This is a genomic window from Hylemonella gracilis ATCC 19624 (assembly GCF_000211835.1).
GTDB classification, from domain to species: Bacteria; Pseudomonadota; Gammaproteobacteria; order Burkholderiales; family Burkholderiaceae_C; genus Hylemonella; species Hylemonella gracilis.
Genome location: NZ_AEGR01000081.1, coordinates 23,135 through 47,923, shown reverse-complemented (window position 1 = coordinate 47,923; position 24,789 = coordinate 23,135). Strand labels below are relative to the sequence as shown.

Below are 24,789 nucleotides of genomic sequence, written 5' to 3'. Positions count from 1 at the left end.
AGGAGAAAAGACATGTTTCAGGCAATTTTGTTGGACCAAGCCAACGGCCGGCCCGAAGGCTTCACCGCGCGTCTGACGACCCTGGACGAGGCGAGTCTGCCGCCCCTGAACGAAGGCGATGTGACGGTGGCCGTGCAGTACTCCACGCTCAACTACAAGGACGGTTTGGCGCTGACCAACAAGGGCCCCGTGGTGCGCAAGTGGCCCATGGTGCCGGGCATCGATGGCGCGGGCACGGTACTCGAATCGCGCCACGCGGATTGGCGCGCGGGCGATGCCTTCATCCACAACGGCTGGGGCGTGGGCGAGACGCTGTGGGGCTGCCTGGCCGCCACGGCGCGCCTGAAGGGGGATGGCCTGGTGCGCCTGCCCACGGCCTTTACGCCCCGTCAAGCCATGGCCATCGGCACGGCCGGGTACACCGCCATGCTCAGTGTGCTGGCCTTGGAAGATCAGGGCATCACCCCGGCTTCGGGCGAGGTGCTGGTGACCGGCGCGACCGGCGGGGTGGGCAGCATCGCCGTGGCCTTGTTGAGCCGACTGGGCTACCAGGTCACCGCCGCGACCGGCAAGTCGGCGCAGTCGGATTACCTGCGGGCCTTGGGGGCCGCGGCCGTGATGGACCGCGCCGAACTCGCCACGCCTGGCAAGCCCTTGCAGAAAGAGCGCTGGGCCTCGGTGGTGGACGCCGTGGGCTCGCACACCCTGGTCAACGCCCTGGCCCAGACGCGTTATGGCGGCGTGGTGACCGCCTGCGGTCTCGCGCAGGGCATGGACCTGCCGGGCACGGTGGCCCCCTTCATCTTGCGCGGGGTCACACTGGTGGGCATCGACTCGGTGATGGCGCCCCGCGCGAAGCGCCAGCGCGCATGGGATCGGCTGGCACGCGACCTCGACCCGGCCTTGCTGGAACACATGACCGAGGAGGTGCCGCTGTCCGCGGCGCTGGAAAAAGCCCAACAGCTGATGGCGGGGCAGGTGCGCGGCCGCATCGTTGTCAGAATCACGGCTTGACGAATTTTTTTCAGGAACACACACGACATGCTGCTGGAACGCGACGACTCTCAACTGCTGCTGGTGGATTACCAGGCCAAGCTGCTGCCTGCCTTGCACGAGGGCGCGCTGGCCCTGGCCAATGCCCGACGCCTGGCGCAACTGGCGCGCTTGTTCAAGGTGCCGGTCTGGCTGACCGAGGAGAACCCCGGCGGACTGGGCGCCACGTCAGCCGATCTGCAGACGCTCGTGGCCCAGACCCAACAGGTCGCAGGTGGCAAGTCCTTCGCCAAGATGAGTTTCAATGCCGTCGCCGACGGCCTGGGTGAATTGCTGCGCCCACCTGCAAAGACCCAGCAAGCCCAAGGCGGGAATGCCCGCAGTCTGCCCAAACACCTGCAGAAAAAGCCGGAGGCGGTTCCCGAGCGGGGCACCCTGGTGCTGGCGGGGTGCGAGACCCACGTCTGCCTCATGCAGACGGCCTTGGCCTTGCTCGAAGAGGAGTTCGATGTCTGGGTGGTGACCGATGCCTGTGCCTCGCGCACGGAACGTAACCGAGATGCCGCCTTCGATCGCTTGGCGGGGGCTGGGGCGGAACTGGTGACGACCGAGATGGTGGCTTTTGAGTGGCTGCGCTCGGCCGAGCACCCGGCCTTCGCCGAAACCTTGCGCATCGTCAAAGCGGCGGTGGCGTGAAGTTGGACAATGAGACGATGCGTGGGCTGCGTGGTCCGCGATCACCAGACAGAGGAGCCCCTGGCATGAACCGCACCATGAGCCTGAGACGCCTGCACAGACATCGGCTTGCGCTGCTGGTCCTGTCCGTGGGGCTAGGCATCGGGGCGGCGCACCTCCAGGCACGGGCCCAGGCCACGCCCGATAGCGCACCGCCCGTCGGGGGCGAGGTGACTGCGGCGCCGGCTGAAAGCAAGACTCAAGGCAAGGTGGAGTCCAAGCCCACGCCCAAGCTCAAGCCCGAGGGTGCGGCGGCAGGCCCTGCCCTGGTGCTCAGCGCCGACGGTGCCTACGTGCTCGATGCGCAGAACAAGCTGGCGTGGCTGCGCTGCGTGGAGGGCATGACCTGGAACGGCCACCAATGCGCAGGTGAAGCGCGTTTGATGACCTACACCACCGCCCAGGCCTTGGCCACCGCGCGCGCCAAGGCCGACGGTGTGGCGTGGCGCCTGCCGCGCATCCACGAGCTGCGTCGCCTCAAGGACGACCCCGCCAGCGCCACGCTCTTCCCAGGCGATCCGAGGGACTGGACCTGGAGCGGCAACGCCAGCATCAACGTCGCGCAGACCAACCCTTACAACTACGACAACATCGCCAGCGGCAGCACCAACCGCCAGGAACGCCTCTCGGCTCGCCTGGGTTGGGCCGTGCATCTCGGCAATGGGGAGTCGAGGGGCGATGTCTCGCGCGGCACGGCCTTGGTGGTCCGCCTGGTGCGGCCCTACCAGCCCTGAACCTGCATCGCTGTTCAGGGTTCGGGCCAGACCCGGGCTTGACTTAAGCCACAGAGGCGATGAGCACGGGCCCCACGGCGGGGCCGCGCCCGGTGCGACTCAAGTCAAGCCCCCTGCGCCTCACACCACCTGCAGTTGGATCGGCGTCAGCCCGCTGACCTGGCCCGCCAGCACGTCACCTGGCTGGAGCGCCGCCACGCCTTCGGGCGTGCCCGTGTAGATCAGGTCACCAGGCTTGAGCAGCCAGGCCCGGCTGAGGTGCTCGATGATCTCGCCCAGGTTCCAGATCAGCTTGGACACGTCGCTTTTTTGGCGCGTCTGTCCGTTGACCGCGAGCGTGATCTCGGCGCTTTCGATCTGGGCGGCCACGTCCGCCGCGGGTGTGATGGGGCCAATGGGGCTGGCGGCCTCGAAGGTCTTGCCGATGCACCAGGGGCGGCCTTGTTTCTTCTGCTCACCCTGCAGATCGCGGCGCGTCATGTCCAGGCCCACGGCGTAACCCCAGATGTGCTGGCGGGCTTGGTCCGCGGGAATGTTCATGCCGCCCTTGCCGATGCAGGCCACGAGTTCGATCTCGTGCTGGTAATCCTGGGTCAGGCTGGGGTAGGGCAGCCGCGCCGTTTGGCCCGCCTCCACCACCAGGCAGCTGTCGGCCGGTTTGATGAAGAAGAAGGGCGGTTCGCGGCCCGTGAAGCCCATTTCCTGGGCATGCGCCACGTAGTTGCGGCCCACGCAGTAAACCCGGTTGACGGGGAAGCGCTCGGCGCGGCCGACGACGGGCACGGAGACGGGTGCGGGGGCGGGGATGACGTAAGACATGGAAGCCAATTCCTTATCGGGAGGGTTCTGTGCGAGGGGGGCGAGTCACCGGCGTCGTCAGGCCACAGACATCGCCCCGTGCGGGACGACGCGGCGCCCGGCGGGGTACCGAGCCTGGCCTGGGCAGGGTCAGTTGCTTTTCGACAGCAGCGTGAAGTGTTCCACCTGGGGCGGCTGGGCAAAGAAGGGGCCCACGATGGCGCGCCAGGCGGTGAAGGCGGGGGATTGGCGGAAGTGCACGGTGTGGTCTTCCAGGGTCTCCCAGAAGATCATCAGGATGTAACGCTCGGGGCTTTCCACGCCCTTGTTGACCTTGTGGCCGCGGTAGCCCCGCGACTGGCTGATCACGGTGGCCAAGCCGCGCTGGATCGCCTCGTCAAAGGCGGCCTGCTGGCCGGGTTGAATGCGGATGTCGGCGAGTTCCAGAATCATGGGTCGAGTGCTCCTGCGCTGATGGCTTTTTCCGGGTTGGGATGGCTGGCATTCTCGCTTATCCTTTGCGGCATGAATTCCGCTTCCCGCCCTGGCCCCCATCCCGACTGGCTTCGTCCCCAATGGCCCGTGCCTGCCGCGGTGCACGCCCTCTGCACCACGCGTTCGGGGGGGCAGTCCGTGTCGCCTTATGACAGCCTCAACCTGGGTGATCACGTGGGTGACGATGTGCTGACCGTGGGCCGCAATCGGGCCCGGCTGGCCCAGGCGCTGCAGGCCCATCCGGTCTTCATGCAGCAAGTGCACGGCAACAAGGTGCTGCGTCTGGACCGTTTCACATCCCAGGGCAATGAGGCCGATGCCTGCTGGACACAAGAGCGCGGCGTGGTCTGCACGGTGCTGATCGCCGATTGCCTGCCCGTGCTGCTGACCGACCGGCAAGGCCGCTTCGTGGCGGCGGCCCACGCGGGTTGGCGCGGTCTGTCGGGCGAAGGGGGCGATGGTGTGCTGGAAACCCTGGAACGGGCCGTGCTGACCCAGTTGCGCACGCAGGGGCAGAGGCTGTTGCCCAGCGATTTGCTGGCCTGGCTGGGGCCTTGCATCGGCCCCATGGCCTACGAGGTGGGGCCGGACGTGCGATCCGCGTTCGAGGCTTGGGACCGGCAGGCTGCGTCCCTGTTCCGGCCCGTGCCCGGCAAGACCGGCAAGTGGCTGGCCGATCTGCCTGGCCTGGCACGGCAGCGCCTGCACGCATTGGGCGTGCAGCAGATCTATGGCAACAACGGCTCGGACAGCTGGTGCACCGTCACCCAGCGTTCACGGTTCTTTTCGCACCGGCGCGACCGCGTCAGCGGCCGCATGGCCGCCTGCATCTGGCTGGGCTGAGGCTGGTGAGTCCCCGGCGGCTGGCTGGGAGCCCTCGGTCGTGGCCGACTCGCTCACCTGGTCCTCGCGGCTGTCCCTCAGTCGCCGCAGCTTCTTGCGCAGTGGTGTTCCCAGGATGTAGAGCAGCAGCGCCACCGGGCCCACGCCGTAGAGCAGGAAGGTGACGATGGCGCCCAGCAGGCTGCCGATCGGGCTGCTGGCCTCGGCCACGGCCATCATGAGGGCGACATAAAGCCACGCGATCGCGATCAGGGGCAGGAACATGGGGGCTATACCCGAGGAATGAAGCAGGCCGTGCCTTGGCACGGCGGGCGGCGCCTGCAATACTGGGCACCGAACCGAGGGCGCGGCATGTTGCCGTGCTGGATGCGAGGAGCGGACATGAACGGGGCGAGCGGGGCAGAAGGCCAGAATGCGCGGGGGCATGAGCATACCGCCGATGCGATGTCGTCCTGGTCGGCGTGGATGCACGCCGTGGTTCAGGCCCAGCAGGCGCAGTTGGCCACGTACGCCGCCGCCATGGCGCAGGGGGTGGCTCCGGGGCTGCAAGGGCTGTTCAGCTGGCCTGCTGGCGCAGCGCCCGGGGCAGCGACCTTCCCGGCGGCCGTGCCTCCCGCCGGGGGCAGCTTGACGCCAGGCATCCCAGCGTCAGCCTTTCCCTTGCACGAGCTGCCGCGCATTCCGACCGACACCTTGCAGTCCTTGCAGCAGCAGTACGTGAACGACTGCGTCCAGCTGGGCCGTGAAGGCTGGAAGGAAGACACGGCCCAGGCCTTGCACGCCCTCAATGCGCGCCTGCTCACGCAGATGGCCGAGGCCGTGCAGGCCGATGCCAAGACCCGTGCGCGCATCCGTTTTGGGGTCGATCAATGGGTGGCTGCCAGCGCGCCCGCCAACTTCATGGCCTTCAACCGGGAGGCCCAGCGCAAGGCCATCGAAACCCAGGGGCGCAGCGTGGCCCAAGGCCTGCAGAACCTCTTGCATGACTTGGGGCGAGGCCAAGTGAGCATGACGGACGCGAGTCAGTTCGAGGTGGGCCGCAATGTCGCCACCACGCCGGGCGCGGTGGTCTATGAGAACGAACTGTTCCAGTTGATCGAGTACCAGCCCCTGACGGAGCAGGTGCACGCCCGACCTCTGCTGCTGGTGCCCCCGTGCATCAACAAGTTCTACATCCTGGACTTGCAGCCCGGCAACTCCTTGATCCGCTACGCGCTCACGCAGGGCCACCGCGTGTTCGTCATCAGTTGGCGCAATCCGCCGGTCGACCCGGCCGATCCTGACCACGCCAGCCTGGCGACCAAGACCTGGGACGACTATGTGGAGCACGCCGTCATCCGCGCCATCACCGTGACGCGGGAGATTGCCGCGCACAAGCCCCAGAAGCCCCACAAGAGCGACGCCTCAGGTTCAGACCCGGAGCAGGCCGACGGTCAGGGCCAGATCAATGCGCTGGGTTTTTGCGTCGGCGGCACCTTGCTGGGCACGGCCCTCGCGGTGCTGGCGGCGCGCGGAGAGAAGCCGGTGGCCAGCCTCACCTTGCTCACCACCTTCCTGGATTTCTCCGACACCGGCGTGCTCGATGTGTTCATCGACGAGGCGGCAGTGCGCTTGCGTGAGCAGCAATTCGCGCAAGGGGGCGTGATGCCCGGGCGCGAGCTGGCCGCCACCTTCAGTTTCCTGCGTCCTTCTGAACTGGTCTGGAACTATGTGGCCCGCAACTACTTGAAGGGCGAGACGCCGCCGCCCTTTGACCTGCTGTACTGGAACGGTGACAGCACCAACCTGCCTGGCCCTTGGTACGCTTGGTACTTGCGCAACACCTACCTTGAGAACAATCTGGCCCAGCCTGGGCGGCTGACCGTTTGCGGCGAGGCGGTCGATCTGCGCAGCGTCGACCTGCCGGCCTACCTCTACGGCTCGCGCGAGGACCACATCGTGCCCGTGGGCAGCGCCTATGCCAGCACCCAGGTCTTGTCCGGACCGCGGCGTTTCGTGATGGGCGCGTCGGGGCACATCGCGGGCGTCATCAACCCGCCCGAGAAAAAAAAGCGCAGCCATTGGGTGCGTGCCGATGGACAGTTGCCACCACGGCTGGACGATTGGCTGGCGGGCGCGCAAGAGCAACCCGGCAGCTGGTGGCCTGACTGGGCGGCGTGGCTGGACCAGCACGCCGGCCCCCTGGTCCCGGCCCCGAAGAAGTTTGGCAAGGGCAAATACAAGGCCCTTGAGCCGGCGCCGGGGCGCTACGTTCGGCAGCAGGCCTGAGCCTCAAACATTGGCCTGGCTGGGCGCGGGTCCGAATCAGAATCGAGGCCCAAAGCCAGCGCACAACCTCAGGCGCGGGGGGCAGGGCAGAAAAAAGGGGAGCCGTGGCTCCCCCCGTCGTCTGAGGTGTCGTGCGCGTTTATTTCCGCGCGGCGATGGCCTTTTCCGCCGCGTTGACCAAATCGACGCCGATGGTCTGCTTCCACTTGTCATAAACCGGGCGCGTGGCCTTCACGAAGGCGTCGCGCTCGGCGGGGCTGAGTTGGGTCACGGTCACGCCAAAGCCTGCGATCTCCTTGAGCAGCGGCTTGTCGGCTTCGACCAACCCCTTGCGGGCGATGGCCACGCCTTGCTTGCCCGCGTCGATGGCAGCCTGGCGCACGATGGCTTGGTCGGCCGGCGTCCACGAAGACCAGACGTCCTTGTTCACCACGAAGACCAGCGGGTCGGCCATGTAGCCCCAGGTGGTGACGAACTTCTGGCCGAGGTTGTGCAGCTTGAGCAAGGGGAACATGAAGAGCGGGTTTTCCTGCCCGTCCACCGCGCCGCTGGCCAGCGCAGGCTGCGCGTCGGCCCAGCTCATCTGCGTGGGGTTGGCGCCCAGGGCCGTGAACATGTCGGCGAACAGCGGCGAGCCGACCACGCGGATCTTCATGCCCTTGAGGTCTGCCGGCGAGCGGACCGCGCGCTTGGAGTTGGTCAGCTCACGGTAGCCGTTCTCGCTCCAGGCCAGGGGCAGCACGCCCGCCTTGTCGATGGCGGCGAAGATCTCTAGTCCCACCTCGCCTTGCGTGAGTGCGTCCACCGCCTTGTAGTCCGGCATCAGGAAGGGCATCGAGAACAGATTGAGCTGCTTGACCTGGGGCGACCAGTTGATGGTGGAGCCCACGGCCATGTCGATGATGCCTTGGCGGATGGCGCTGAACTCGCGCGTCTGGTCACCTTGGATCAGCGAGACCCCGGGGTAGAGCTTGATGTTGATGCGCCCTTGCGTGCGCTCCTTCACCAGGTCAGCCCAGATCTGGCCGGACTGGCCCCAGGGCGTGGGCGGGCCCAGCACCAGCGACATGCGGTACTCGGGCTTGTAGTTGCTCTGGGCCAGCGCGGCGCAGGCCAGCAAGGCGCTTGCCAGGCCGGCGGTCAGCGTTTGGACGATGCGATGCAGTGTCATGGTTTTGTCTCCTTGGGGTTGCGTTGTGTGATCGCGTGAAACTCGGGTCAAAAATCAGGGCGTGTGGGGCCAGGTCTCGAACTCAGTAGCCCAACACGTTGGGCAGCCACAATGCGAGCTGCGGGAAGGCGATGACCAGCACCATGACCAAGGCCATGGACACCAGCAGCCAGCCCACCCAACGTACCGTGGCTTCCATCGGGATGCCGGCGATCCGGCTGGACACCATCAGGTTGACCGCCAGCGGCGGCGTGAACTGGCCCAGCGCCACCTTGAGCGTGAGCACCACGCCGAACCACACCGGGTCCCAGTTGTAGTGGCGCATGATGGGCAGCAGCAGTGGCACGAAGATCAGGAAGATGGACACGCCGTCGAGGAACATGCCCACCGTGACCAACAGCACGATGAGCAGCGCCAGCACGCCGTATTCACCCAGACCCGAATGCACGATGGCGTTCGTCACCGGGTCGATGACGCCCAGGGTCGAGAGCGAGAAAGCAAAGATGCCGGCCAGGGAGATCACCAACAGCAGCACGGCCGACAGTTCGCCCGACTCGCGCAGGATGCCGCAGAGGTCGCGAACCCGGATGGTGCGGTGGACCACCATGCCGACAAAGAGGCCGTAGAACACCGCCACCACGGCGGCCTCGGTGGGCGTGAACCAGCCCGCGCGCATGCCGCCCAGGATGAGCACTGGCGCGGCCAAGCCCCAGAGCGATGCGCGCAGGCTGCGCCAAAACGGCGGGCGTGGCAGCTCGGCCTCCAGCAGCCCCATCTTGTGCTTGCGCGCCAGCCACACGGCGGGAACCATCAGGGCCAGCCCCGCGAGCACCCCCGGCACCATGCCGGCGGCGAAGAGCGCGGGCACGGAGGCGCCCGGCACCAGCACCGAATAAACGATGAAGGCCACCGAGGGCGGAATCAGGATGTCCGTCGCGGCCGCCGCGCCGACGATGCTCGCCGAAAAGGCGGGCGGGTAACCCGCGCGTTTCATCGCCGCGATCATCACCGCGCCCACTGCGGCGGCATTGGCCGGGCCCGAGCCCGAGATGCCGCCCAGGAACATGGCCACCGCGATCGCCACCAGCGGCAGCATGCCGGGGCCGCGTCCGACGATGGCCACCGCGAAATTCACCAGGCGAGAGGCCACGCCCGAGCGGTCGAAGATGCTGCCCACCAACACGAACATGGGCACGGCCAGCAAGGGGTACTTGCCCAGACCGGCGTAGAAATTCTGCGGCACGGCCAGCAGGCCGAACCAGGGCGCGTCCAGATTGGCCAGGGCGATACAGACCGCGCCCGCCAGGCCCAGAGCCGCCCCGATGGGCACGCCGAGGAACAGCAGCGCCAGGAAGGCTGAGAAGAGCAGGATGGCGATCATGTGGCTTGCCCCCCTGATGGTGGGCCCCCACGCTCCCCCACTGCGTGTGGGTCGCTGCCCCCCGAGGGGGCTGGGCCACCTTGGGAACGGCCCGTCGGTGGCCCGTCTTGTCGCTCGTCTTCGCCCTTCTTGCCATGGCGCAAGAAGATGCCGAACGCTCGCAGCGCGATCACGGCGGAGAGCAGGGGTAGCCAGACCGTGTACCACCACTGGGGCACGCCGATGCCGGGCGAGGTTTCGCCGTAGCGGAGGTCGTCGTAGAGCGTGCGGCTGCTCAGCACGGCGATCAGGGTGAAGAGCAGGGCTGTCATCAGCGCTCCAAAGCGCGCGAGCAGGCGACGGCGGCGCGCTGGCCCGTTGTCGGCGAAGAATTCGATGCGGATGTGGCTGTTGCGCGCCACCGCGGCCGCACTTCCGACCAGGGCCAGCACGATCATCAGGAAGACCGAGATTTCCTCGGTCCACGCAAACGACTGGTTGGTGAAATAACGCACCAGCACGTTCGCGAAGGTGATGAGTGCCAGCAGTGCCATCACGATGACGGTGAGCCGGTCTTCGAGTTTAGGAGGATCCGATGGCGCGGATGGGTCGAGGTCGGCGTCGAGAGTGGGCGCGGCGACGGGCGTTGCCGGGGTCTTTGCAGGGACGGAGTTCACAAGGCGCTGTTGGAAATTGGAATGGCGTGGCGATGAGAACCGCTTGCGGGGCTGTAGCCTGCAGGGACGCGGAAAAACGCGGGCCTTCCAGCTTGTGACCGGGGCGCCGGCAAATGCCGTTGTGGGACGCGGGCATTCTAGGACACGGCATCTCAGCCGCTAGTCCGGGCGTCGCGCGACCGTCCCCGTGTTTTCCTAGGGAGACAGCCCCCGGGTTTTGGGTACAGTTCTTGCGGAGATTCAAGGCACATCGCACATCGCACATCAGAGGAGGACACCGTGCAACAGAAAGTCGCTTACGTGACCGGCGGCATGGGCGGCATCGGCACCGCGATTTGCCAGCGCCTGCACCGTGATGGTTTCAGGGTCATTGCCGGCTGCGGTCCCACGCGCGACCATGCCAAGTGGCTGGCCGAACAGCAGGCCTTGGGGTACACCTTCCATGCCTCGGTGGGCAACGTCGGTGTCTGGGAGTCGACCGTGGAGGCCTTCACCAAGGCCAAGGCGGCGCACGGTTCGATCGACGTGCTGGTCAACAACGCGGGCATCACCCGCGACCGCATGTTCCTCAAGATGACGCGCGAGGACTGGGATGCCGTGCTCAACACCAACCTCACCTCCATGTTCAACGTGACCAAGCAGGTCGTGGGCGACATGGTCGAAAAGGGCTGGGGTCGCATCATCAACATCAGCAGCGTCAATGGCGAAAAAGGCCAGGCCGGCCAGACCAACTACTCCGCCGCCAAGGCGGGCATGCACGGTTTCACGATGGCCTTGGCCCAGGAACTCGCGGGCAAGGGCGTGACGGTGAACACGGTCAGCCCAGGCTACATCGGCACCGACATGGTCAAGGCCATCCGCCCCGACGTGCTCGAGAAGATCGTGGGCACCATCCCGGTCAAGCGTCTGGGGGAGCCGGGCGAGATTGCGTCCATCATCGCCTGGCTCGCGAGTGACGAAAGTGGGTACTCGACCGGTGCCGACTTCTCGGTCAACGGCGGCCTGCACATGGGTTGAGTCGCTGCCGTTCTGGCTGGCTGGTTGACGCTGGCAGGCAGGAGGCGCTCGTTTACGATCGCGCCCATGCCCGAACTCAAGACCCTGGCTCTGTTTTTCCTGACCGCGCTGGCTGAAATCGCGGGATGCTACTTGCCCTGGCTGTGGCTGCGTGAGGGCAAAAGCGTCTGGCTGCTGCTGCCCGGCGCGCTCTGCCTGGCGTTTTTTGCCTGGTTACTCACTCTGCATCCCGCCGCGGCGGGGCGTGTCTACGCCGCCTATGGCGGTGTGTACATCTGCGCCGCCTTGCTCTGGCTTTGGGCGGTGGAGGGCATTCGCCCGGGCGTGTGGGATGTCGTCGGAGGTGGTGTGGCCCTGGCTGGCATGGCCATCATCATGTTCGCGCCGAGGCACTCCTAGCGTTCTCCGTGGCGCTGCCCTTGCGCAGCGTGGTCTGCGCGAAGAGCCATGTCATGGTCGCGGCGCCCGCGATGCAGGCCACCATGGGCAGGCCGGTGCCATTGGCCACTTGGCCGGAGACAGCGATCATCAGCGCGCCAGTGCCGAACTGCAGGGTGCCCAGGAGTGCCGAGGCCGTGCCGGCGATCGGTCCGTGGCTTTCGAGCGCCAGGATGGCCGAGGTGGGCACGATGAGGCCGAGAAAGCCAAACCCGATGAAGAGCAACACCAGCATCACGGGCAGGGCTTCGACGCCCAGGGCAAACAGCAGCAGCAGGGTGAGCATCACCGCGGCGTGGCCGTGCGCGGCCACGCGCACCATGGGCTTGAGTCCGAAGCGTCGGCTCAAGCGGCTGGTCAGTTGCGACATTCCGATGAAGGCCGCCGCGTTCGAGGCGAAGGCGATGCTGAACTGTCGCGTCGTGAGTCCGTAGTGGTTGATCAGCACGAAGGACGAGTTCGCGAGGTAGGTGAAGAAGGCGGCGATGCCAAAGGCACCGATGAAGACCAAGCCGAGGAAATGCCGATCCGACAGCAGCGTGCGGTAGCTGCCAAGCACCATCGACCAGTCACCTGTTGGCCGCCGTGTACCTGGGGCGTTGCGCGCCTCGCGTTCCGCCGCGCGAACCTCGGCGGGACGCGTTTCACGCAGTTGGGTCGCCATCAGCACAAGGCCCAGCAGGCTGGCCCCGAGCATGCCCCAGAAGCTGCTGCGCCAGCCCAGTGCATCGATCAGGAAGCTGCCGAGCAGCGGTGCGAGGATGGGCGCGACGCTGAAGACCAGCATGAGCATGGACATCATGCGCAAGGCCTCGTGGCCGGTGTAGAGGTCACGCACCACGGCGCGCGGAATGACCGTGCAGGCGCAGGCGCCCAGCCCTTGAAAGAAGCGCATGAACAGCAGGAATTCCACGTTGGGCGCGAAGGCGCAGCCCACGCTGCCGACCGCGAACAGAACCAGGCCGAAGTACAGCGGCGGCTTGCGCCCCAGCATGTCCGAGACCGGGCCATAGACCAGCTGCCCAACGCCCAGCGCGATGAAGAAGATCATCAAACTGGCTTGGACCGCGCCGATGGAGGCCTGGAGTTCATGCCCGATCAGGGGCAGGGCGGGGAGGTAGAGGTCGATGCCGAGGGGGCCGACGGCGGACAGCAGGCCCAGGACGAGGGCCGTGCGCAAGAAGTTCTGTTGCATGAAAAGGCGCGGAGGACAGCGGGGGCGGATTGTGGCATGCCCTGCGCGAGCGTGCTGGCGACCACTGAAACCAACGCTGCGTGTCAGGGGCGCGATACCGTCAGGCGCGCACCAAGTTCATCCCGACTGGACGATGGATTGCCGGCCTTCCCGTCTCTGCCAGCTCCTTGCCGCCCTTGTCCCTCCACCCCTCTCTTGGGACCTACTTGCGCCGCAATTCCTCGCGCTCGCGTTCGTAGCTGTCGTAGCTCTTGCTGCCCACGCCTTCGTTCACGCGGCGCATGCAGTCTTCGTACGCGCCCGGGGGTTGCTGATTGCATTGCTGCCGGGCGCTGGCGCGCGAACCTTCGTACCAGGCTTGCGAGGTGCATGCGTTCAGCAGCGGCACGCAAGCCAGGACTGCCAGCAGCGTGAGGTGCGGGAAGGTCCGCGGCCGGTCGTCGCGATCAAGGGGTTTCATGTCGTTTGTCAGGTGGTTTCTCAGGTGCAAGGGCGGGCGCGGCCCGCAGAGTTCGGGATGGGCGCCTCGCCCCGCACGTTCGATACGGACCCTGCGGGGTTTCAGATCACCTTCGCGCTGCGCAGTTCTTCGATCCGAGCCTTGCCATAGCCCATCTGGGCCAGCACCTCCTCGGTGTGCTCGCCCAGCAGCGGTGAGCGCGTCACGTCCACGGGACTGTCCGAGAGCTTGATCGGGTTGCCCACGGTCAGGTACTTGCCGCGCACGGGATGGTCCACCTCCACGATGGTGCCGGTGGCGCGCAGGGAGCTGTCTTCTGCGATCTCCTTCATCGAGAGGATGGGGCCGCAAGGGATGTCATGCTCGTTGAGGATGTCCATGGCCTCGAACTTGGTCTTGGTCTTGGTCCATTCCTCGATGCGGGCGAAGATCATCTTCAGGTGTGGCAGTCGAGCCTCGGGTGTGGCGAAGTGCGGATTGGTGATCCAGTCTTCCTCGCCAATGACCTTGCAGATGGCGGGCCAGACCGCGCCTTGCGTGATGAAGTAGATGTAGGCGTTCGGGTCCTTCTGCCAGCCTTTGCACTTGAGGATGGAGCCGGGCTGGCCGCCGCCCGAGGCATTGCCGGCGCGGGGCACGGCCTCTCCGAACTCGATGTCCGGGTACTGCGGATATTCCTTCAGCACGCCCGTGCGTTCCAGCCGCTGCTGGTCACGCAGCTTGACGCGGCAGAGATTGAGCACGGCGTCTTGCATGGCGGCGCTGACCTTCTGTCCGCGGCAGGTCTTCTCGCGCTGAAAGAGGGCGGTCACGATGCCCAGGGCCAGGTGCAGACCGGTGCCGCTGTCGCCGATCTGAGCGCCTGTCACCGTGGGCAGGCCGTCCGGGTCACCCGTGGTGGAGGCTGCGCCGCCCGTGCATTGCGCGACGTTCTCGTAGACCTTGCAATCCTCGTAGGGACCGGGACCGAAGCCCTTGATGGAGGCGAGGATGATGCGCGGGTTGATTTCCTGAATCCGCTCCCAGCTGAAGCCCATGCGATCGAGCGCGCCCGGTGCGAAGTTCTCGACCATGACGTCGCATTGCTTGATCAGATCCACCAGCACGTCCTTGCCCTTGGGGTCCTTGGTGTTGAGCGTGATGGACCGCTTGTTGTGGTTGAGCATGGTGAAGTACAGGCTGTCCGCGCCTGGAATGTCGCGCAGCTGTCCGCGCGTCGCATCGCCTTCGCCGGCCTTTTCCACCTTGATCACGTCCGCGCCAAACCACGCCAACAATTGCGTGCAGGTGGGGCCCGACTGCACATGCGTGAAGTCGAGGATGCGGACTCCTTCGAGCGCCTTGGTCATGAAAAAAACTCCAGAAGTTAAAAACTCTTGTGGTGAATGCGGCATTTTTGCCGTCGGACCGCCCCAAGGCAAGAAGCACCCCCTCGGGGGGTAGCGACCCGCACAGCGGCGGAGCGTGGGAGCATTCATTCAATTGTTGCTTGGAATGCGCACTTCACCAGGCCAAGGACCCATGGTCATCGGCATGTCAAATATTCCAAATGATTATAGGGAGCACCCTTGCGCGCGCAGCCTGCGCGACGGCGATGTTCCATGCAGAACACTTTTGCTTTTTTGGATGTGTTGCTGCGCAGTGAAAAAGGGTTTCGTTAAAGGAAAAAGCGAGAAGAGAGCTGACCATGAAAAAACGGCGCCCTCCCGAAGGAGCGGCGCCGTCTCAGGCTGGGTGACGGGGAGGGTCAGACCGCCTTGTTGCTGTGCATCTTGCCGATCTGGTCCTTGCTGTAGCCCAGCTCAGCCAGCACTTCGTCGGTGTGCTCGCCCAGCAGCGGAGAGGCCGTCACCTCGGGCTTGAGGTCGGAGAACTTGATCGGGCTGCCCACCGTCCAGTAGCTGCCACGCACCTTGTGCGGCACTTCGACGATGGAGCCCGAAGCGCGCAGCGACTTGTCGTGCAGCAGTTCCTTCATGGACAGCACCGGCGCGCAAGGAATGTCGAACTTGCGGAAGATGTCCACGGCCTCGAACTTCGTCTTGTCCTTGATGAAGTTCTCGATGGTGGCGAAGATGTCCATGATGTGCGGTTGACGCGCCTTCGCCGTGGTGTAGTTGGGGTCCGTCTTCCATTCCGGCTTGCCCAGCGCGTCGCAAATCGGCTCCCAGGCATGGCCTTGGATCGTGAAGTAGATGTAAGCGTTGGGGTCGGTTTCCCAGCCCTTGCACTTCAGGATCCAGCCCGGCTGGCCACCGCCGCCCGCATTGCCGCCGCGCGGCACCACGTCGCCGAACTTCTCGTGCGGATACTGGGGGTACTCCTCCAGGTAGCCGACCTTGTCCAGACGCAGTTGGTCGCGCATCTTGACGCGGCAGAGGTTGAGCACGGCGTCTTGCATGGACACGGCCACCTTCTGGCCCTTGCCGGTTTGCTGACGGCCGATGATGGCGGTCAGGATGCCGATGGCCAAGTGCATGCCGGTGTTGGAGTCACCCAGGGCCGCGGCCGAGATCGTCGGGCCAGCGTTCTCTCCCTTCCACCAGCCGGTGGTGGAGGCCGCGCCGCCCGCGCACTGCGCCACGTTTTCATAAACCTTGAGGTCTTCGTAGTGGTGGCCGTCGGAGAAGCCCTTGACGGATGCGAGGATCATGCCGGGGTTCAGCTCCTGGATGCGCTGCCACGTGAAGCCCATGCGGTCCAGGGCGCCGGGGCCGAAGTTCTCGACCATCACGTCGGACTTCTTGATCAGCTTCTCCAGCACTTCCTTGCCCTCGGGGGTCTTGGTGTCCAGCGTCAGCGAGCGCTTGTTGCTGTTGAGCATCGTGAAGTAGAGCGCGTCGGCATCGGGGATGTCACGCAGTTGGCTGCGCGTCACGTCACCGGCACCCGGGCGCTCGACCTTTATCACGTCGGCGCCGAACCAAGCCAGCAACTGCGTGCAGGCGGGACCGGCTTGCACGTGCGTGAAGTCGATGATCTTGATGCCCTTGAGGGGTTTGTTTCCGGACATTTTCTGCTCCTTCTGAGATAGGTCCCGTGGATGCGGAACGGGTTTTGAATGGGTGTTGTGTCTAGGATTACTTCTTGATCGCGGCGGCCGGGTTCAGGCTCGTGATGCGTCCGCTTTCCGTGCCGGCCGTCTCGTCGATGATGGCGTTGATCAGTGTGGGCTTGCCCGACTTGAGGGCGTCCTCGATGCCCTTGCGCAACTCGGCCGAGGTCTGGGCATAGACGCCCACGCCACCGAAGGCTTCCATCAGCTTCTCGTAACGCGCATCCTTGACGAACACGGTCGGGGCCACGTCGGCGCCGCCGGTCGGGTTCACGTCGGTGCCGCGGTAGACGCCGTTGTTGTTGAAGATCACCACGCAGACCGGTAGGTTGTAGCGGGCGATGGTTTCCACCTCCATGCCGGAGAAGCCAAAGGCGCTGTCACCGCAGACGGCGACGACGCGCTGATTGCTCTCGACGGCGGCGGCGACGGCGAAGCCCATGCCGATGCCCATCACGCCCCAGGTGCCCACGTCCAGGCGCTTGCGCGGCTTGTACATGTCCACGATGGAACGGGTGAAATCCAGCGCGTTCGCGCCTTCGTTGACCAGCAGCGTGTCGGGATGGGCCTTGAAGATGTCGCGCACCACGTTGAGCGCGCTGTGGAAGTTCATCGGCTTGGGGTCCTTGGCCAGGGTTTCGGCCATCTTCGCGATGTTCTTGCTCTTCTTGTCGTTGATGGCGTTGGTCCACTCAGCGGGCGGCTTGGCCCAGCTGTTGCCCACGCCGGCCAACAGGGCCGAGACGCAGGAACCGATGTCGCCCGCGATGGGTGCGTCGATGCGCACGTTGCTGTCGAACTCGGTGGAGGCGATGTCGATCTGGATGAACTTCTGGCCACCCCAGTCCTTGTGGTCCTTGCCGCCCCAGGTCTTGCCCTTGCCGTGCGAGAGCAGCCAGTTCAGGCGCGCGCCGATCAGCAGCACCACGTCGGCCTCGGGCAGCACGAAGGAACGCGCGGCGGCGGCCGATTGCGGGTGGGTGTCGGGCAAGATGCCCTTGGCCATGGACATGGGCAGGTAGGGGATGCCCGTCTTCTCGACCAGGGCCTGGATGTCGGCGTCAGCCTGCGCGTAGGCCGCGCCCTTGCCCAGCAGGATCAGCGGCTTCTTCGCACCCTTGAGCAGGTTCAGTGCGCGGGCGATGGATTCGGGCGCGGGGATCTGGCGCGGGGCCGGGTCCACTACCTTGATCAACGAGGCCTTGCCCGCGGCGGCGTCCATGGTTTGCGAGAACAGCTTGGCCGGCAGGTCCAGGTAGACACCGCCAGGGCGACCGGAGACCGCGGCACGGATGGCGCGGGCGATGCCCACGCCGATGTCCTCGGCATTGAGCACGCGGAACGCCGCTTTGCACAGTGGCTTGGCGATGGCGAGTTGGTCCATCTCCTCATAGTCGCCTTGGGACAGGTCGACGATTTCACGCTCGGAGGAGCCCGAGATCAGGATCATGGGCCAGCAGTTGGTCGTTGCGTTGGCCAGTGCGACCAAAGCATTCAGGAAACCAGGCGCGGACACCGTCAGGCACACGCCGGGCACGCCCTTGGCGCCATTCATGAAACCGGCGATCGCGGCCGCATTGCCCGCATTGGCTTCGTGGCGGAATGAGATCACCCGCATGCCTTCGGCCTGCATCATGCGGGTCAGGTCGGTGACCGGGATGCCGGGCAAGCCGTAGATGTTGCTGATGCCGTTGAGCTTGAGCGCATCGATGACGAGGTGGAAACCATCGGTCAGCGTGCTGGTTTGGGCGTCGTTGGACATGGTGCGTCTCTCTGCTAGTAGCTGTAAAAGTTATCGTTGGCCATTGCGCGCGCGCCTGGCCGCGCCAGGGTGGCCGGCACGCGAAGGTGCAACGCGGGGGTATGATAGGAAGCTGTTATGGAGGCTCCATTGACCACGGTCAATTTCGGGACAAAGACCTTGGTCAATCAGAGTAGCGCTAACCCGGAGCCCCGTGCCGGCGCGGAGGGCGTGTGCGCGTGGAAAGCATGAGCAGTATCGAGAATCACCCGGAAAAAAACGTCATCCGGGTCCAATTGCGCCAAAACCAAGTGCTCAAGGATTTGGGCGTGGATGCGCACCAGTCGCTCGAACCCCACTTGACCGTCGTGGATTGCAGCAAGGGCGATTTCCTGCTGCACCAGGGCGTGCACGAGATGGAACAGTATTTCATCCTGGATGGTGTCCTCAAACGCGTCGTGGCCAATCCCCAGGGCAAGGAAATGATCTTGCGCTTCGCGGCGGAGCGCGAGATGGAAACCAGCTACGCCGCCTGGATGCTGAAGACTCCGGCGCCTTACAGCATCGTGTCCGTCACCAAGGCGCGAGTCGTCAAGCTGCCCATGCCGGAATGGATCGCCTTCCTGGAGCAACATGCCGAGGAAAAGCGCTTGTTCGAGCACAGCGTGATGAGCCATATGAGCGAGATCATGGCGCACACGATCACCCTGCACCTGTTGGACGCGCCAGGTCGGGTGCACCGCTTTCTTCGCAAGCATGGTGAGCTGTTTGACCGCATTCCCAAGAAGGAATTGGCGGCTTACCTCAACCTCTCCGCCGAGACGCTCAGCCGCCTGAAACAGCGCGGCAAGATTTGAGCCTCGGTCAAGCCACTTGGCTTGAAGTCTTTCCGGCACGCCACCGTGCTGCTCCTGCATGAAAAAAGGCCCGCTTCAATCGAAGCGGGCCTTTTGCCTTGTGTTGCAGGCGATGTCGTCGAATGTCAATCCACCGGACGTTCCGCCGCGAACTGCTGCTGCTTGGGGGCTTTGACCAAGGCGATCAGCTTAGAAATCAGCGGCCAGAACAGCATGACCAGCGCCAGGGCGGTGATGCCGCCGACCAGGGCATTGGAGAACATGATGGACAGATCGCCCTGCGACAGCAGCATGGACTGCCGGAACGCGTCTTCCGCCTTGTCGCCGAGCACCAGGGCCAGCACCAGCGGCGCGAGCGGGTAATCCAGCTTCTTGAACACGTAGCCCACCACGCCGAACAGCAGCATGAACCAGATGTCGAGCATGGCGTTGTGCACGGTGTAGGCGCCGATCGCGCAGATCACGATGATCACCGGCGCAATGATCGAGAAGGGGATGCGCAGGATCGAGGCGAACAGCGGCACCGTCGTCAGCACGACCAGCAATCCCACCAGGTTGCCCAGGTACATCGAAGCGATCAGGCCCCAGACGAAGTCCTTTTGCTCGACGAAGAGCAACGGACCGGGCTGCAGGCCCCAGATCAGCAGACCGCCCAGCAGCACGGCCGCTGTCGGGGAGCCGGGGATGCCAAGGGCCAGCATGGGCAGCAGGGCGCTGGTGCCAGCCGCGTGCGCTGCGGTTTCCGGAGCGACCACGCCCTCCAGCTCACCATTGCCGAAGTTGTTGCCGTTCTTGGACATCTTCTTGGCCACGCCATAGCTCATGAAGGAGGCCGGCGTCGCGCCACCGGGTGTGATGCCCATCCAGATGCCAATCAGGGAAGCGCGCAGCGATGTCGCCCAATAGGCTGGGAGCTGCTTCCAGGTGTTGAACACGACCTTGGGGTCAATGCGCGCGCTCTTGCCGTTGAAGGCCAGGCCTTCTTCCATCGACAGCAGGATTTCGCCGATGCCGAACAGGCCGATCACCGCGATCAGGAAGTCGAAGCCGCGCATCAGCTCGTGGAAACCGAAAGTCAGGCGCAGCTGTCCGGTCACGGTGTCCATGCCGACGCAGGCCAGGGCGAAGCCCAAGGTCATCGAGGCCAGGATCTTGAACGGCGAGCCCTTGCCCATGCCGACGAAGGAGCAGAAGGTCAGCAGGTAGACCGAGAAGAATTCCGGCGGGCCGAATTTCAGCGCGAACTTGGCGACCAGCGGTGCCATGAAGGTGATCATGACCACCGCGATGAAAGCACCGATGAAGGACGAAGTGAAGGCTCCCGTGAGCGCCTCGCCGGCCTTGCCCTGCTGGGCCATGGGATAGCCATCGAAGGTGGTGGCCACCGACCAGGGCTCTCCCGGGATATTGAACAGCACCGAGGTGATCGCGCCGCCGAACAGCGCACCCCAGTAGATGCACGACAGCATGATGATGGCCGAGGTCGGGTTCATGCTGAAGGTCAGCGGCAGCAGGATGGCCACGCCATTGGCTCCGCCCAGGCCGGGCAGCACGCCGATCAGAACCCCCAGGATGATGCCTACGAGCATCAGCAGGAAGTTCATCGGCGATATGACGGTCGCAAACCCGTGGAACAGTGCGTTGAGTTCTTCCATTTTCTTGTGTCTCCGAGATTGATCCGCGTGTTTGTCTTCAATAACCCAGGAAGCTCAGCGGATCAAAGGTGCCTTTGTGCAGCGGCACCTTGAACCAGACTTCGAACATCAGGAAGAACAGGGCGTTCACTGCCAGGCCGACGATCACGCTCTTGATCCACCCATACTTGCCCAGATACACCATGAAGAGGACGATGTAGACGGCCGAAGCGACGTAGATGCCGATCAGATCCACCGCGGCCACGTAGAAGATGGCGGGAATCAGCACGGCCAGCACGCGGCCCATGGACTCACGGTCCACGAAAGCCTCGGCGTTCTTTTCCTTGGCCTTGCCCTTGGCCAGCAGGCTTTGAGCGAGCACGCCCAAGCCAGAGATGCACAGGATGACGCCGATGTAGAAGGGGAAATAGCCCGGTCCGGGGCCGTCGTCGCCCCACTCGGCACCGAGTTGTCGGCTGCCGAAAACCACGAGGGCGCCCAGGAGAAAGATCAACACCGCGACCACGGCGTCCACCGTGCCGTTGGTGGCGAGGGCGCTGCCCTCCTCGGAAGTTTGATTGGATTCCATGACGAGATAACTTCTGTCGATTACTGACTTCAAAAAAACCGGGCCTCGCTGACGTTGCTGTGTCGTCCTTCAAGGCCCGGCGTGCTGTCTACTTCCGTAGGTCTACCGGTTTACTTCGCCAGGAAGCCGGCCTCAGTCATCAATTGGCGGTGGTTCGCTTCAGCTGTGGTCAGCCACTTCGTGAAGTCGGCGCCGCTCATGCTGGTCTGATTGAAAGCGCCCTGTTCCATGGCGGCCTTCCAGTCCGGTGTTTCACGCACCTTGGCCAGCAAGTCCACGTAGTACTTGATCTGGTCGGCGCTGACGCCCGGGGAGGTGAAAATGCCGCGCAACATCACGTAGTCGGTGGGCACGCCCGATTCCTTGCAGGTCGGGATGTCGTTCCAGCTCTGCGTGTCCGTCACCTTGGCCTTGTAGGGCAGGCGTTGGTCATCAAAGACGCACAATGCGCGCAGCTTGCCCGCGCGCCACTGCGCCACGGCCTCGGCGGGGTTGTTCACGGTGGAGTCAATGTGGCCGCCCACGAGTTGCACGGCCACTTCGCCGCCGCCCTTGAAGGGCACGTAAATGAACTTGGTGCCGGTGGCCTTTTCAAGACCCACGGTGATGATCTGGTCTTCCTGCTTGGAGCCCGTGCCGCCCATCTTCATCTTGTTCGGGCCAGCGGCTTTCACGGCATCGATGTACTGCTTGGCGGTCTTGTAGGGCGTGTCGGCGTTGACCCACAGGACGAATTGGTCCAGCGCCATCATCGACACCGGGGTCATCTCCTTCCAGTTGAAGGGCACGCCGGTGGCCAGCGGTGTCGTGAACAGGTTGGACAGGGTGATGATGATCTTGTGCGGATCGCCCTTGGCCTCCTTGACGGACAAGAAACCTTCCGCGCCCGCGCCGCCCGACTTGTTGACGACGATGAGCGACTGCTTCATCAGGTTGTGCTTGACGATGATGCCCTGGATCAGACGGGCCATCTGGTCAGCGCCGCCACCCGTGCCAGCGGGCACCACGAACTCGACCGGCTTGCTCGGTTCCCAGGCCTGCGCCGCCATCGGGGCGACCAGGCCGGCGGCCGCGATGACAGCGGCGGCCACCGTGGCCACCTTGGTTTTCAGTCTGGCATGAAAGCTCTTCATCTTTGTCTCCTGTTGACGTTGCACCGTCGCGGACGGTTTTAGGACGTGGATTTCTTCTTCGATAGCCTCATCGAATGGACTCATTCGCATCAGCACCAATCGATGGGGCGTACTCTAAATTTTGGTGCTGAAATCCTCTTGATTGCGGTCAACTTTCTTTATTTTTAAGAGGTCCCCTAGGGTTTCCGTGATTGGGGCTTCTCCGAGTGTGGCGGATCGCATCCGTGACCAAAGCAAGGGCAAACACCAATGAAAGTGCGTTTCGCAGGCGCAACAAAAAGGCAGTCCCATCGCGTGACGGGACTGCCCTGCAGTGTGCTCTTCAAAAATTCGTAAGCTGACTTCAGCGATGCCTGTGCATTCCCTGTGTCATCTCGCTGACTCTTGCAGTTGGCAAAAAGTCATCTCTCCATGTGCCACGCGAACCGCCTGATTCAGCACACGGCGCGCAGCCCGTGTTCGCGAGCGAAGGCGGCGGCGTCCACCTTCTTGCCGCTTGCCCCCGCGATCTGCGCCTTGACCCGCAGCACCTCGATTTCGCCGCCATGTGCCGCGATGAAGAGGGACTGCGTCGCGATTTCCACGATGTCGCCCGGCTTGCCTCGCACCGCAGCGAAGGTGCGGGTCACATGCTTGCGGCAGTCATAGACCGAGACTTTCATCGGGCGACCGTGGGCATCGCTCATCTCGAACCATGCGCCTGGCGCGGGATTGCAGGCACGGATCAGGTTGTACACCTGGTCGACGTGCTGGGCCCAGTGGATGCGCGCTTCCTCGGACTTGAACCAGCCTTCGTAGCTGGCTTGGCTTTCGTCTTGGACATGCTCGGTGTGCCGGCCCGCGACAACCAGGTCGGCGGCTTCCAGCAAAGCTTGCACGCCCAGGGGGAAGAGCTTGTTGAAGTACACCTCGCCCAGCGTGTCATCGGCTTCGATCGCGCAACGCTTTTGCAGGATGACGGGGCCTTCGTCGAGTCCATCGGTGGGCCGGAAGATGGTCAGGCCGGTTTCGGTCGCGCCCAGCGCGATCGGCCAATTGATGGAGGAGGGGCCGCGATGCCGGGGCAGCAGGGAAGGGTGGTATTGGATGGTGCCGTGCTTCGGAAGCTTCACGAAGCTCTGCGGGGCGAACTGCAGCACATAGGCCATCACGCCCAGGTCCGCGTCGAGCGCACGCAGCGCGGCGTGTGCTTCCTCGCTCTTGAGGCTGGCGAACTGAAACACGGGTAGGCCGGCGGCCTGCGCTGCCTCGCGCAGGGCGTCCGGTTTCTCGCCGGGCTGCTCGGGTTTGCAGAACACGCCGACGACGGTGTCGCCCTGGGATGCGCCGCGCGCGAGAAAGGCGTGCAGCACGGCCTTGCCAAAATCCTGTTGACCGATGAGGGCGATGCGCATGAGGTGAGCGGGGGAAGGTCGTGTCGCTGGGAGAAGAGCCGTTGCGCGGGGCGGCAGCGGCGCGAAAAGAGGGTGTCTGCAATGGTCCCACCGGACCGGCATCCTGAACCAGGGGTTCAGGTGGGCGAGGTCAACCCTGCCTTGGGTTCATCTGACGCGAGACGATCACGCTGGCAGGGCAATGTTCCAAGCCCTTGCTCAATGAGCATTGGTTCAAGGAAATATAAAGCCCGGCAGGCATTGCAGACCAGCACATTGTAGGCGCAGCACGCGGCCCTGCACAGGCTGACGTTCTCAGATCAGCCGACCGTCTTCGCCCAGAGCAGTGTCCAGCCGTCCGATCAAGGCGTTCAATGCCGCATCGGCCTGGGCGGAGGCCTGCGAGAAGTCAGGGGAGGGCGTGGGGGGCGCGATGACTTCAGCGGCGTTCGGCCTTTCGTTGGCCGCGGCGGACGCGCCCAGGTCAAACGCCAGGTTAAGGGCCGCGAGCACGGCAATGCGCTCGCGCGCCTTGATCTTGCCGGCGTCCCGGATCTTGCACATGGCGTCATCCACCCGCTGCACCGCCTGGCGCAGGCGTTCCTCACCGCCCTCGGGCGCGCCCAGCAGGTAGCTTTGCCCCATGATCTGAACTTCGAGCTGTTTCATGGGGTGTCCTTCAGGTCTTCCTTGTGGCCCGGCTCGCCGATGCGCTCCAGCAGAGCATCCACGCGCGTGCGCGCCGCCACCAGGCGCTGCTTGAGCTGATCACGCTCCGTGGTCAGCTCGTTGACCTGTCCAACCAGCAGTTGATTGGTGCGTTGCAATTCTTCGTAGCGCACGAGCAGGCGGTCGACGCGTTCGACCAGTGCTTCGATGGGAGTGGGTTCAGACATGGATCGCCGATGAAAGTGTTCCCATTCTAGGGTTTGCGAGAGATTTCGAACGTAGAATCTCCGCCGTTGGTGCTCGCGGCGTGGTTCACAGGCCGCAGTTCAACGGGAAGCAGGAAGGCGCGTCGTTTCGCGGCTAGCCCAACCTGCGCTGCCCCCGCAACGGTAAGTGGACGCGCCTCGAATCAACAACGAGGCGCCGCTTCCCTCAATGGCCACTGACAGCCCTGAACAAGCCGTCGGGAAGGCGAGGAAGGTCGTTTCCACCAGCCCGGATACCGGCCAACGAGGTGGATGCGCGTGTCTATGTGCATCCGTGACGTCCATGCC

24 protein-coding genes, 1 pseudogene and 1 riboswitch are annotated in these 24,789 nt (G+C 64.6%); of the genes and pseudogenes, 8 read left to right on the top strand and 17 right to left on the bottom strand.

The window, feature by feature from the left end; genetic code table 11:
* Positions 1–12 precede the first annotated feature (12 nt).
* From acuI to HGR_RS12900, 3 genes are all read left to right on the top strand, one after another.
* Positions 13–1,014: an acrylyl-CoA reductase (NADPH) gene (acuI, locus tag HGR_RS12910; protein ID WP_006298720.1), complete on the top strand. Its 1,002-nt coding sequence runs from the start codon at positions 13–15 to the stop codon at positions 1,012–1,014.
* 27 nt (positions 1,015–1,041) lie between these two features.
* A complete protein-coding gene (locus HGR_RS12905; RefSeq protein ID WP_006298719.1) occupies positions 1,042–1,689 on the top strand; it encodes an isochorismatase family protein in 648 nt (215 codons plus the stop codon).
* A gap of 65 nt (positions 1,690–1,754) precedes the next feature.
* Entirely contained in the window at positions 1,755–2,462 is a 708-nt protein-coding gene (locus tag HGR_RS12900; protein ID WP_006298718.1) for an Lcl C-terminal domain-containing protein, read from the top strand.
* 120 nt (positions 2,463–2,582) lie between these two features.
* Here the strand turns inward: HGR_RS12900 and HGR_RS12895 are convergent, their stop codons facing one another.
* A complete protein-coding gene (locus tag HGR_RS12895) occupies positions 2,583–3,281 on the bottom strand; it encodes a fumarylacetoacetate hydrolase family protein (protein WP_006298717.1) in 699 nt (232 codons plus the stop codon).
* Positions 3,282–3,410: 129 nt separating this feature from the next.
* Entirely contained in the window at positions 3,411–3,713 is a 303-nt protein-coding gene (locus tag HGR_RS12890) for an antibiotic biosynthesis monooxygenase family protein (protein ID WP_006298716.1), read from the bottom strand.
* A gap of 72 nt (positions 3,714–3,785) precedes the next feature.
* Here HGR_RS12890 and pgeF point away from each other — a divergent pair, with 72 nt between their 5' ends.
* On the top strand, positions 3,786–4,598 hold the full coding sequence (gene pgeF, locus HGR_RS12885; RefSeq protein WP_006298715.1) for a peptidoglycan editing factor PgeF: 813 nt from the start codon (positions 3,786–3,788) through the stop codon (positions 4,596–4,598).
* Here the strand turns inward: pgeF and HGR_RS12880 are convergent.
* The gene (locus HGR_RS12880) at positions 4,530–4,862 is read right to left on the bottom strand and encodes a hypothetical protein (protein WP_006298714.1); all 333 of its coding nucleotides are present in this window, start codon (positions 4,860–4,862) and stop codon (positions 4,530–4,532) included. The two genes, pgeF and HGR_RS12880, sit on opposite strands and share 69 nt — an antisense overlap.
* 180 nt (positions 4,863–5,042) lie before the next feature.
* Between HGR_RS12880 and HGR_RS12875 the strand changes: the two genes are divergently transcribed.
* Positions 5,043–6,866: a PHA/PHB synthase family protein gene (locus HGR_RS12875; protein WP_406564785.1), complete on the top strand. Its 1,824-nt coding sequence runs from the start codon at positions 5,043–5,045 to the stop codon at positions 6,864–6,866.
* A gap of 139 nt (positions 6,867–7,005) precedes the next feature.
* Here HGR_RS12875 and HGR_RS12870 read toward each other — a convergent pair whose 3' ends face one another.
* The 3 genes and pseudogenes from HGR_RS12870 to HGR_RS12860 form a co-directional block, all read right to left on the bottom strand.
* Positions 7,006–8,037: a DctP family TRAP transporter solute-binding subunit gene (locus tag HGR_RS12870; protein WP_006298712.1), complete on the bottom strand. Its 1,032-nt coding sequence runs from the start codon at positions 8,035–8,037 to the stop codon at positions 7,006–7,008.
* Positions 8,038–8,119: 82 nt separating this feature from the next.
* Positions 8,120–9,418 (bottom strand): TRAP transporter large permease, encoded by a 1,299-nt coding sequence (locus HGR_RS12865; RefSeq protein WP_006298711.1) that lies wholly within the window; start codon positions 9,416–9,418, stop codon positions 8,120–8,122.
* A 122-nt stretch (positions 9,419–9,540) separates the two neighbouring features.
* Positions 9,541–10,074: pseudogene (locus HGR_RS12860) on the bottom strand (TRAP transporter small permease); the annotation flags it as partial.
* Between the two features lie 279 nt (positions 10,075–10,353).
* Here HGR_RS12860 and phbB point away from each other — a divergent pair.
* Together phbB and HGR_RS12850 are read left to right on the top strand one after the other, a co-directional pair.
* Entirely contained in the window at positions 10,354–11,091 is a 738-nt protein-coding gene (phbB, locus tag HGR_RS12855; protein ID WP_006298709.1) for an acetoacetyl-CoA reductase, read from the top strand.
* Positions 11,092–11,157: 66 nt separating this feature from the next.
* On the top strand, positions 11,158–11,490 hold the full coding sequence (locus tag HGR_RS12850; protein WP_006298708.1) for a YnfA family protein: 333 nt from the start codon (positions 11,158–11,160) through the stop codon (positions 11,488–11,490).
* On the opposite strand, the gene HGR_RS12845 is transcribed toward HGR_RS12850, so the two are convergent.
* The 5 genes from HGR_RS12845 to oxc all read right to left on the bottom strand — a co-directional run bounded on the left by HGR_RS12845 (position 11,465) and on the right by oxc (position 18,001).
* The gene (locus HGR_RS12845; protein ID WP_006298707.1) at positions 11,465–12,724 is read right to left on the bottom strand and encodes a multidrug effflux MFS transporter; all 1,260 of its coding nucleotides are present in this window, start codon (positions 12,722–12,724) and stop codon (positions 11,465–11,467) included. The genes HGR_RS12850 and HGR_RS12845 overlap by 26 nt on opposite strands.
* A 202-nt stretch (positions 12,725–12,926) precedes the next feature.
* The gene (locus HGR_RS12840) at positions 12,927–13,184 is read right to left on the bottom strand and encodes a hypothetical protein (protein WP_006298706.1); all 258 of its coding nucleotides are present in this window, start codon (positions 13,182–13,184) and stop codon (positions 12,927–12,929) included.
* A gap of 101 nt (positions 13,185–13,285) precedes the next feature.
* Positions 13,286–14,533, bottom strand: a complete 1,248-nt coding sequence (gene frc / locus HGR_RS12835) for a formyl-CoA transferase (protein ID WP_006298705.1) — start codon at positions 14,531–14,533, stop codon at positions 13,286–13,288.
* Positions 14,534–14,931: 398 nt separating this feature from the next.
* A complete protein-coding gene (frc, locus tag HGR_RS12830; protein WP_006298704.1) occupies positions 14,932–16,197 on the bottom strand; it encodes a formyl-CoA transferase in 1,266 nt (421 codons plus the stop codon).
* A gap of 67 nt (positions 16,198–16,264) precedes the next feature.
* The gene (gene oxc, locus HGR_RS12825) at positions 16,265–18,001 is read right to left on the bottom strand and encodes an oxalyl-CoA decarboxylase (protein WP_006298703.1); all 1,737 of its coding nucleotides are present in this window, start codon (positions 17,999–18,001) and stop codon (positions 16,265–16,267) included.
* Between the two features lie 227 nt (positions 18,002–18,228).
* Here oxc and HGR_RS12820 point away from each other — a divergent pair, with 227 nt between their 5' ends.
* Positions 18,229–18,837, top strand: a complete 609-nt coding sequence (locus HGR_RS12820; RefSeq protein ID WP_006298702.1) for a Crp/Fnr family transcriptional regulator — start codon at positions 18,229–18,231, stop codon at positions 18,835–18,837.
* 125 nt (positions 18,838–18,962) lie between these two features.
* On the opposite strand, the gene HGR_RS12815 is transcribed toward HGR_RS12820, so the two are convergent.
* The 6 genes from HGR_RS12815 to zapB form a co-directional block, all read right to left on the bottom strand.
* Positions 18,963–20,492 (bottom strand): tripartite tricarboxylate transporter permease, encoded by a 1,530-nt coding sequence (locus tag HGR_RS12815; protein ID WP_006298701.1) that lies wholly within the window; start codon positions 20,490–20,492, stop codon positions 18,963–18,965.
* 37 nt (positions 20,493–20,529) lie between these two features.
* The gene (locus tag HGR_RS12810) at positions 20,530–21,060 is read right to left on the bottom strand and encodes a tripartite tricarboxylate transporter TctB family protein (RefSeq protein WP_006298700.1); all 531 of its coding nucleotides are present in this window, start codon (positions 21,058–21,060) and stop codon (positions 20,530–20,532) included.
* A gap of 110 nt (positions 21,061–21,170) precedes the next feature.
* Entirely contained in the window at positions 21,171–22,193 is a 1,023-nt protein-coding gene (locus HGR_RS12805; RefSeq protein WP_006298699.1) for a Bug family tripartite tricarboxylate transporter substrate binding protein, read from the bottom strand.
* A gap of 434 nt (positions 22,194–22,627) precedes the next feature.
* Complete coding sequence (locus HGR_RS12800; RefSeq protein WP_006298698.1) at positions 22,628–23,587, bottom strand: methionyl-tRNA formyltransferase; 960 nt, start codon at positions 23,585–23,587, stop codon at positions 22,628–22,630.
* 294 nt (positions 23,588–23,881) lie between these two features.
* Positions 23,882–24,235: a cell division protein ZapA gene (locus HGR_RS12795; RefSeq protein WP_006298697.1), complete on the bottom strand. Its 354-nt coding sequence runs from the start codon at positions 24,233–24,235 to the stop codon at positions 23,882–23,884.
* The gene (gene zapB / locus HGR_RS12790) at positions 24,232–24,462 is read right to left on the bottom strand and encodes a cell division protein ZapB (protein ID WP_006298696.1); all 231 of its coding nucleotides are present in this window, start codon (positions 24,460–24,462) and stop codon (positions 24,232–24,234) included. Before zapB ends, HGR_RS12795 begins: the two co-directional genes overlap by 4 nt.
* A 50-nt stretch (positions 24,463–24,512) precedes the next feature.
* Positions 24,513–24,760: riboswitch (cobalamin riboswitch) on the top strand.
* Positions 24,761–24,789: the final 29 nt, after the last annotated feature.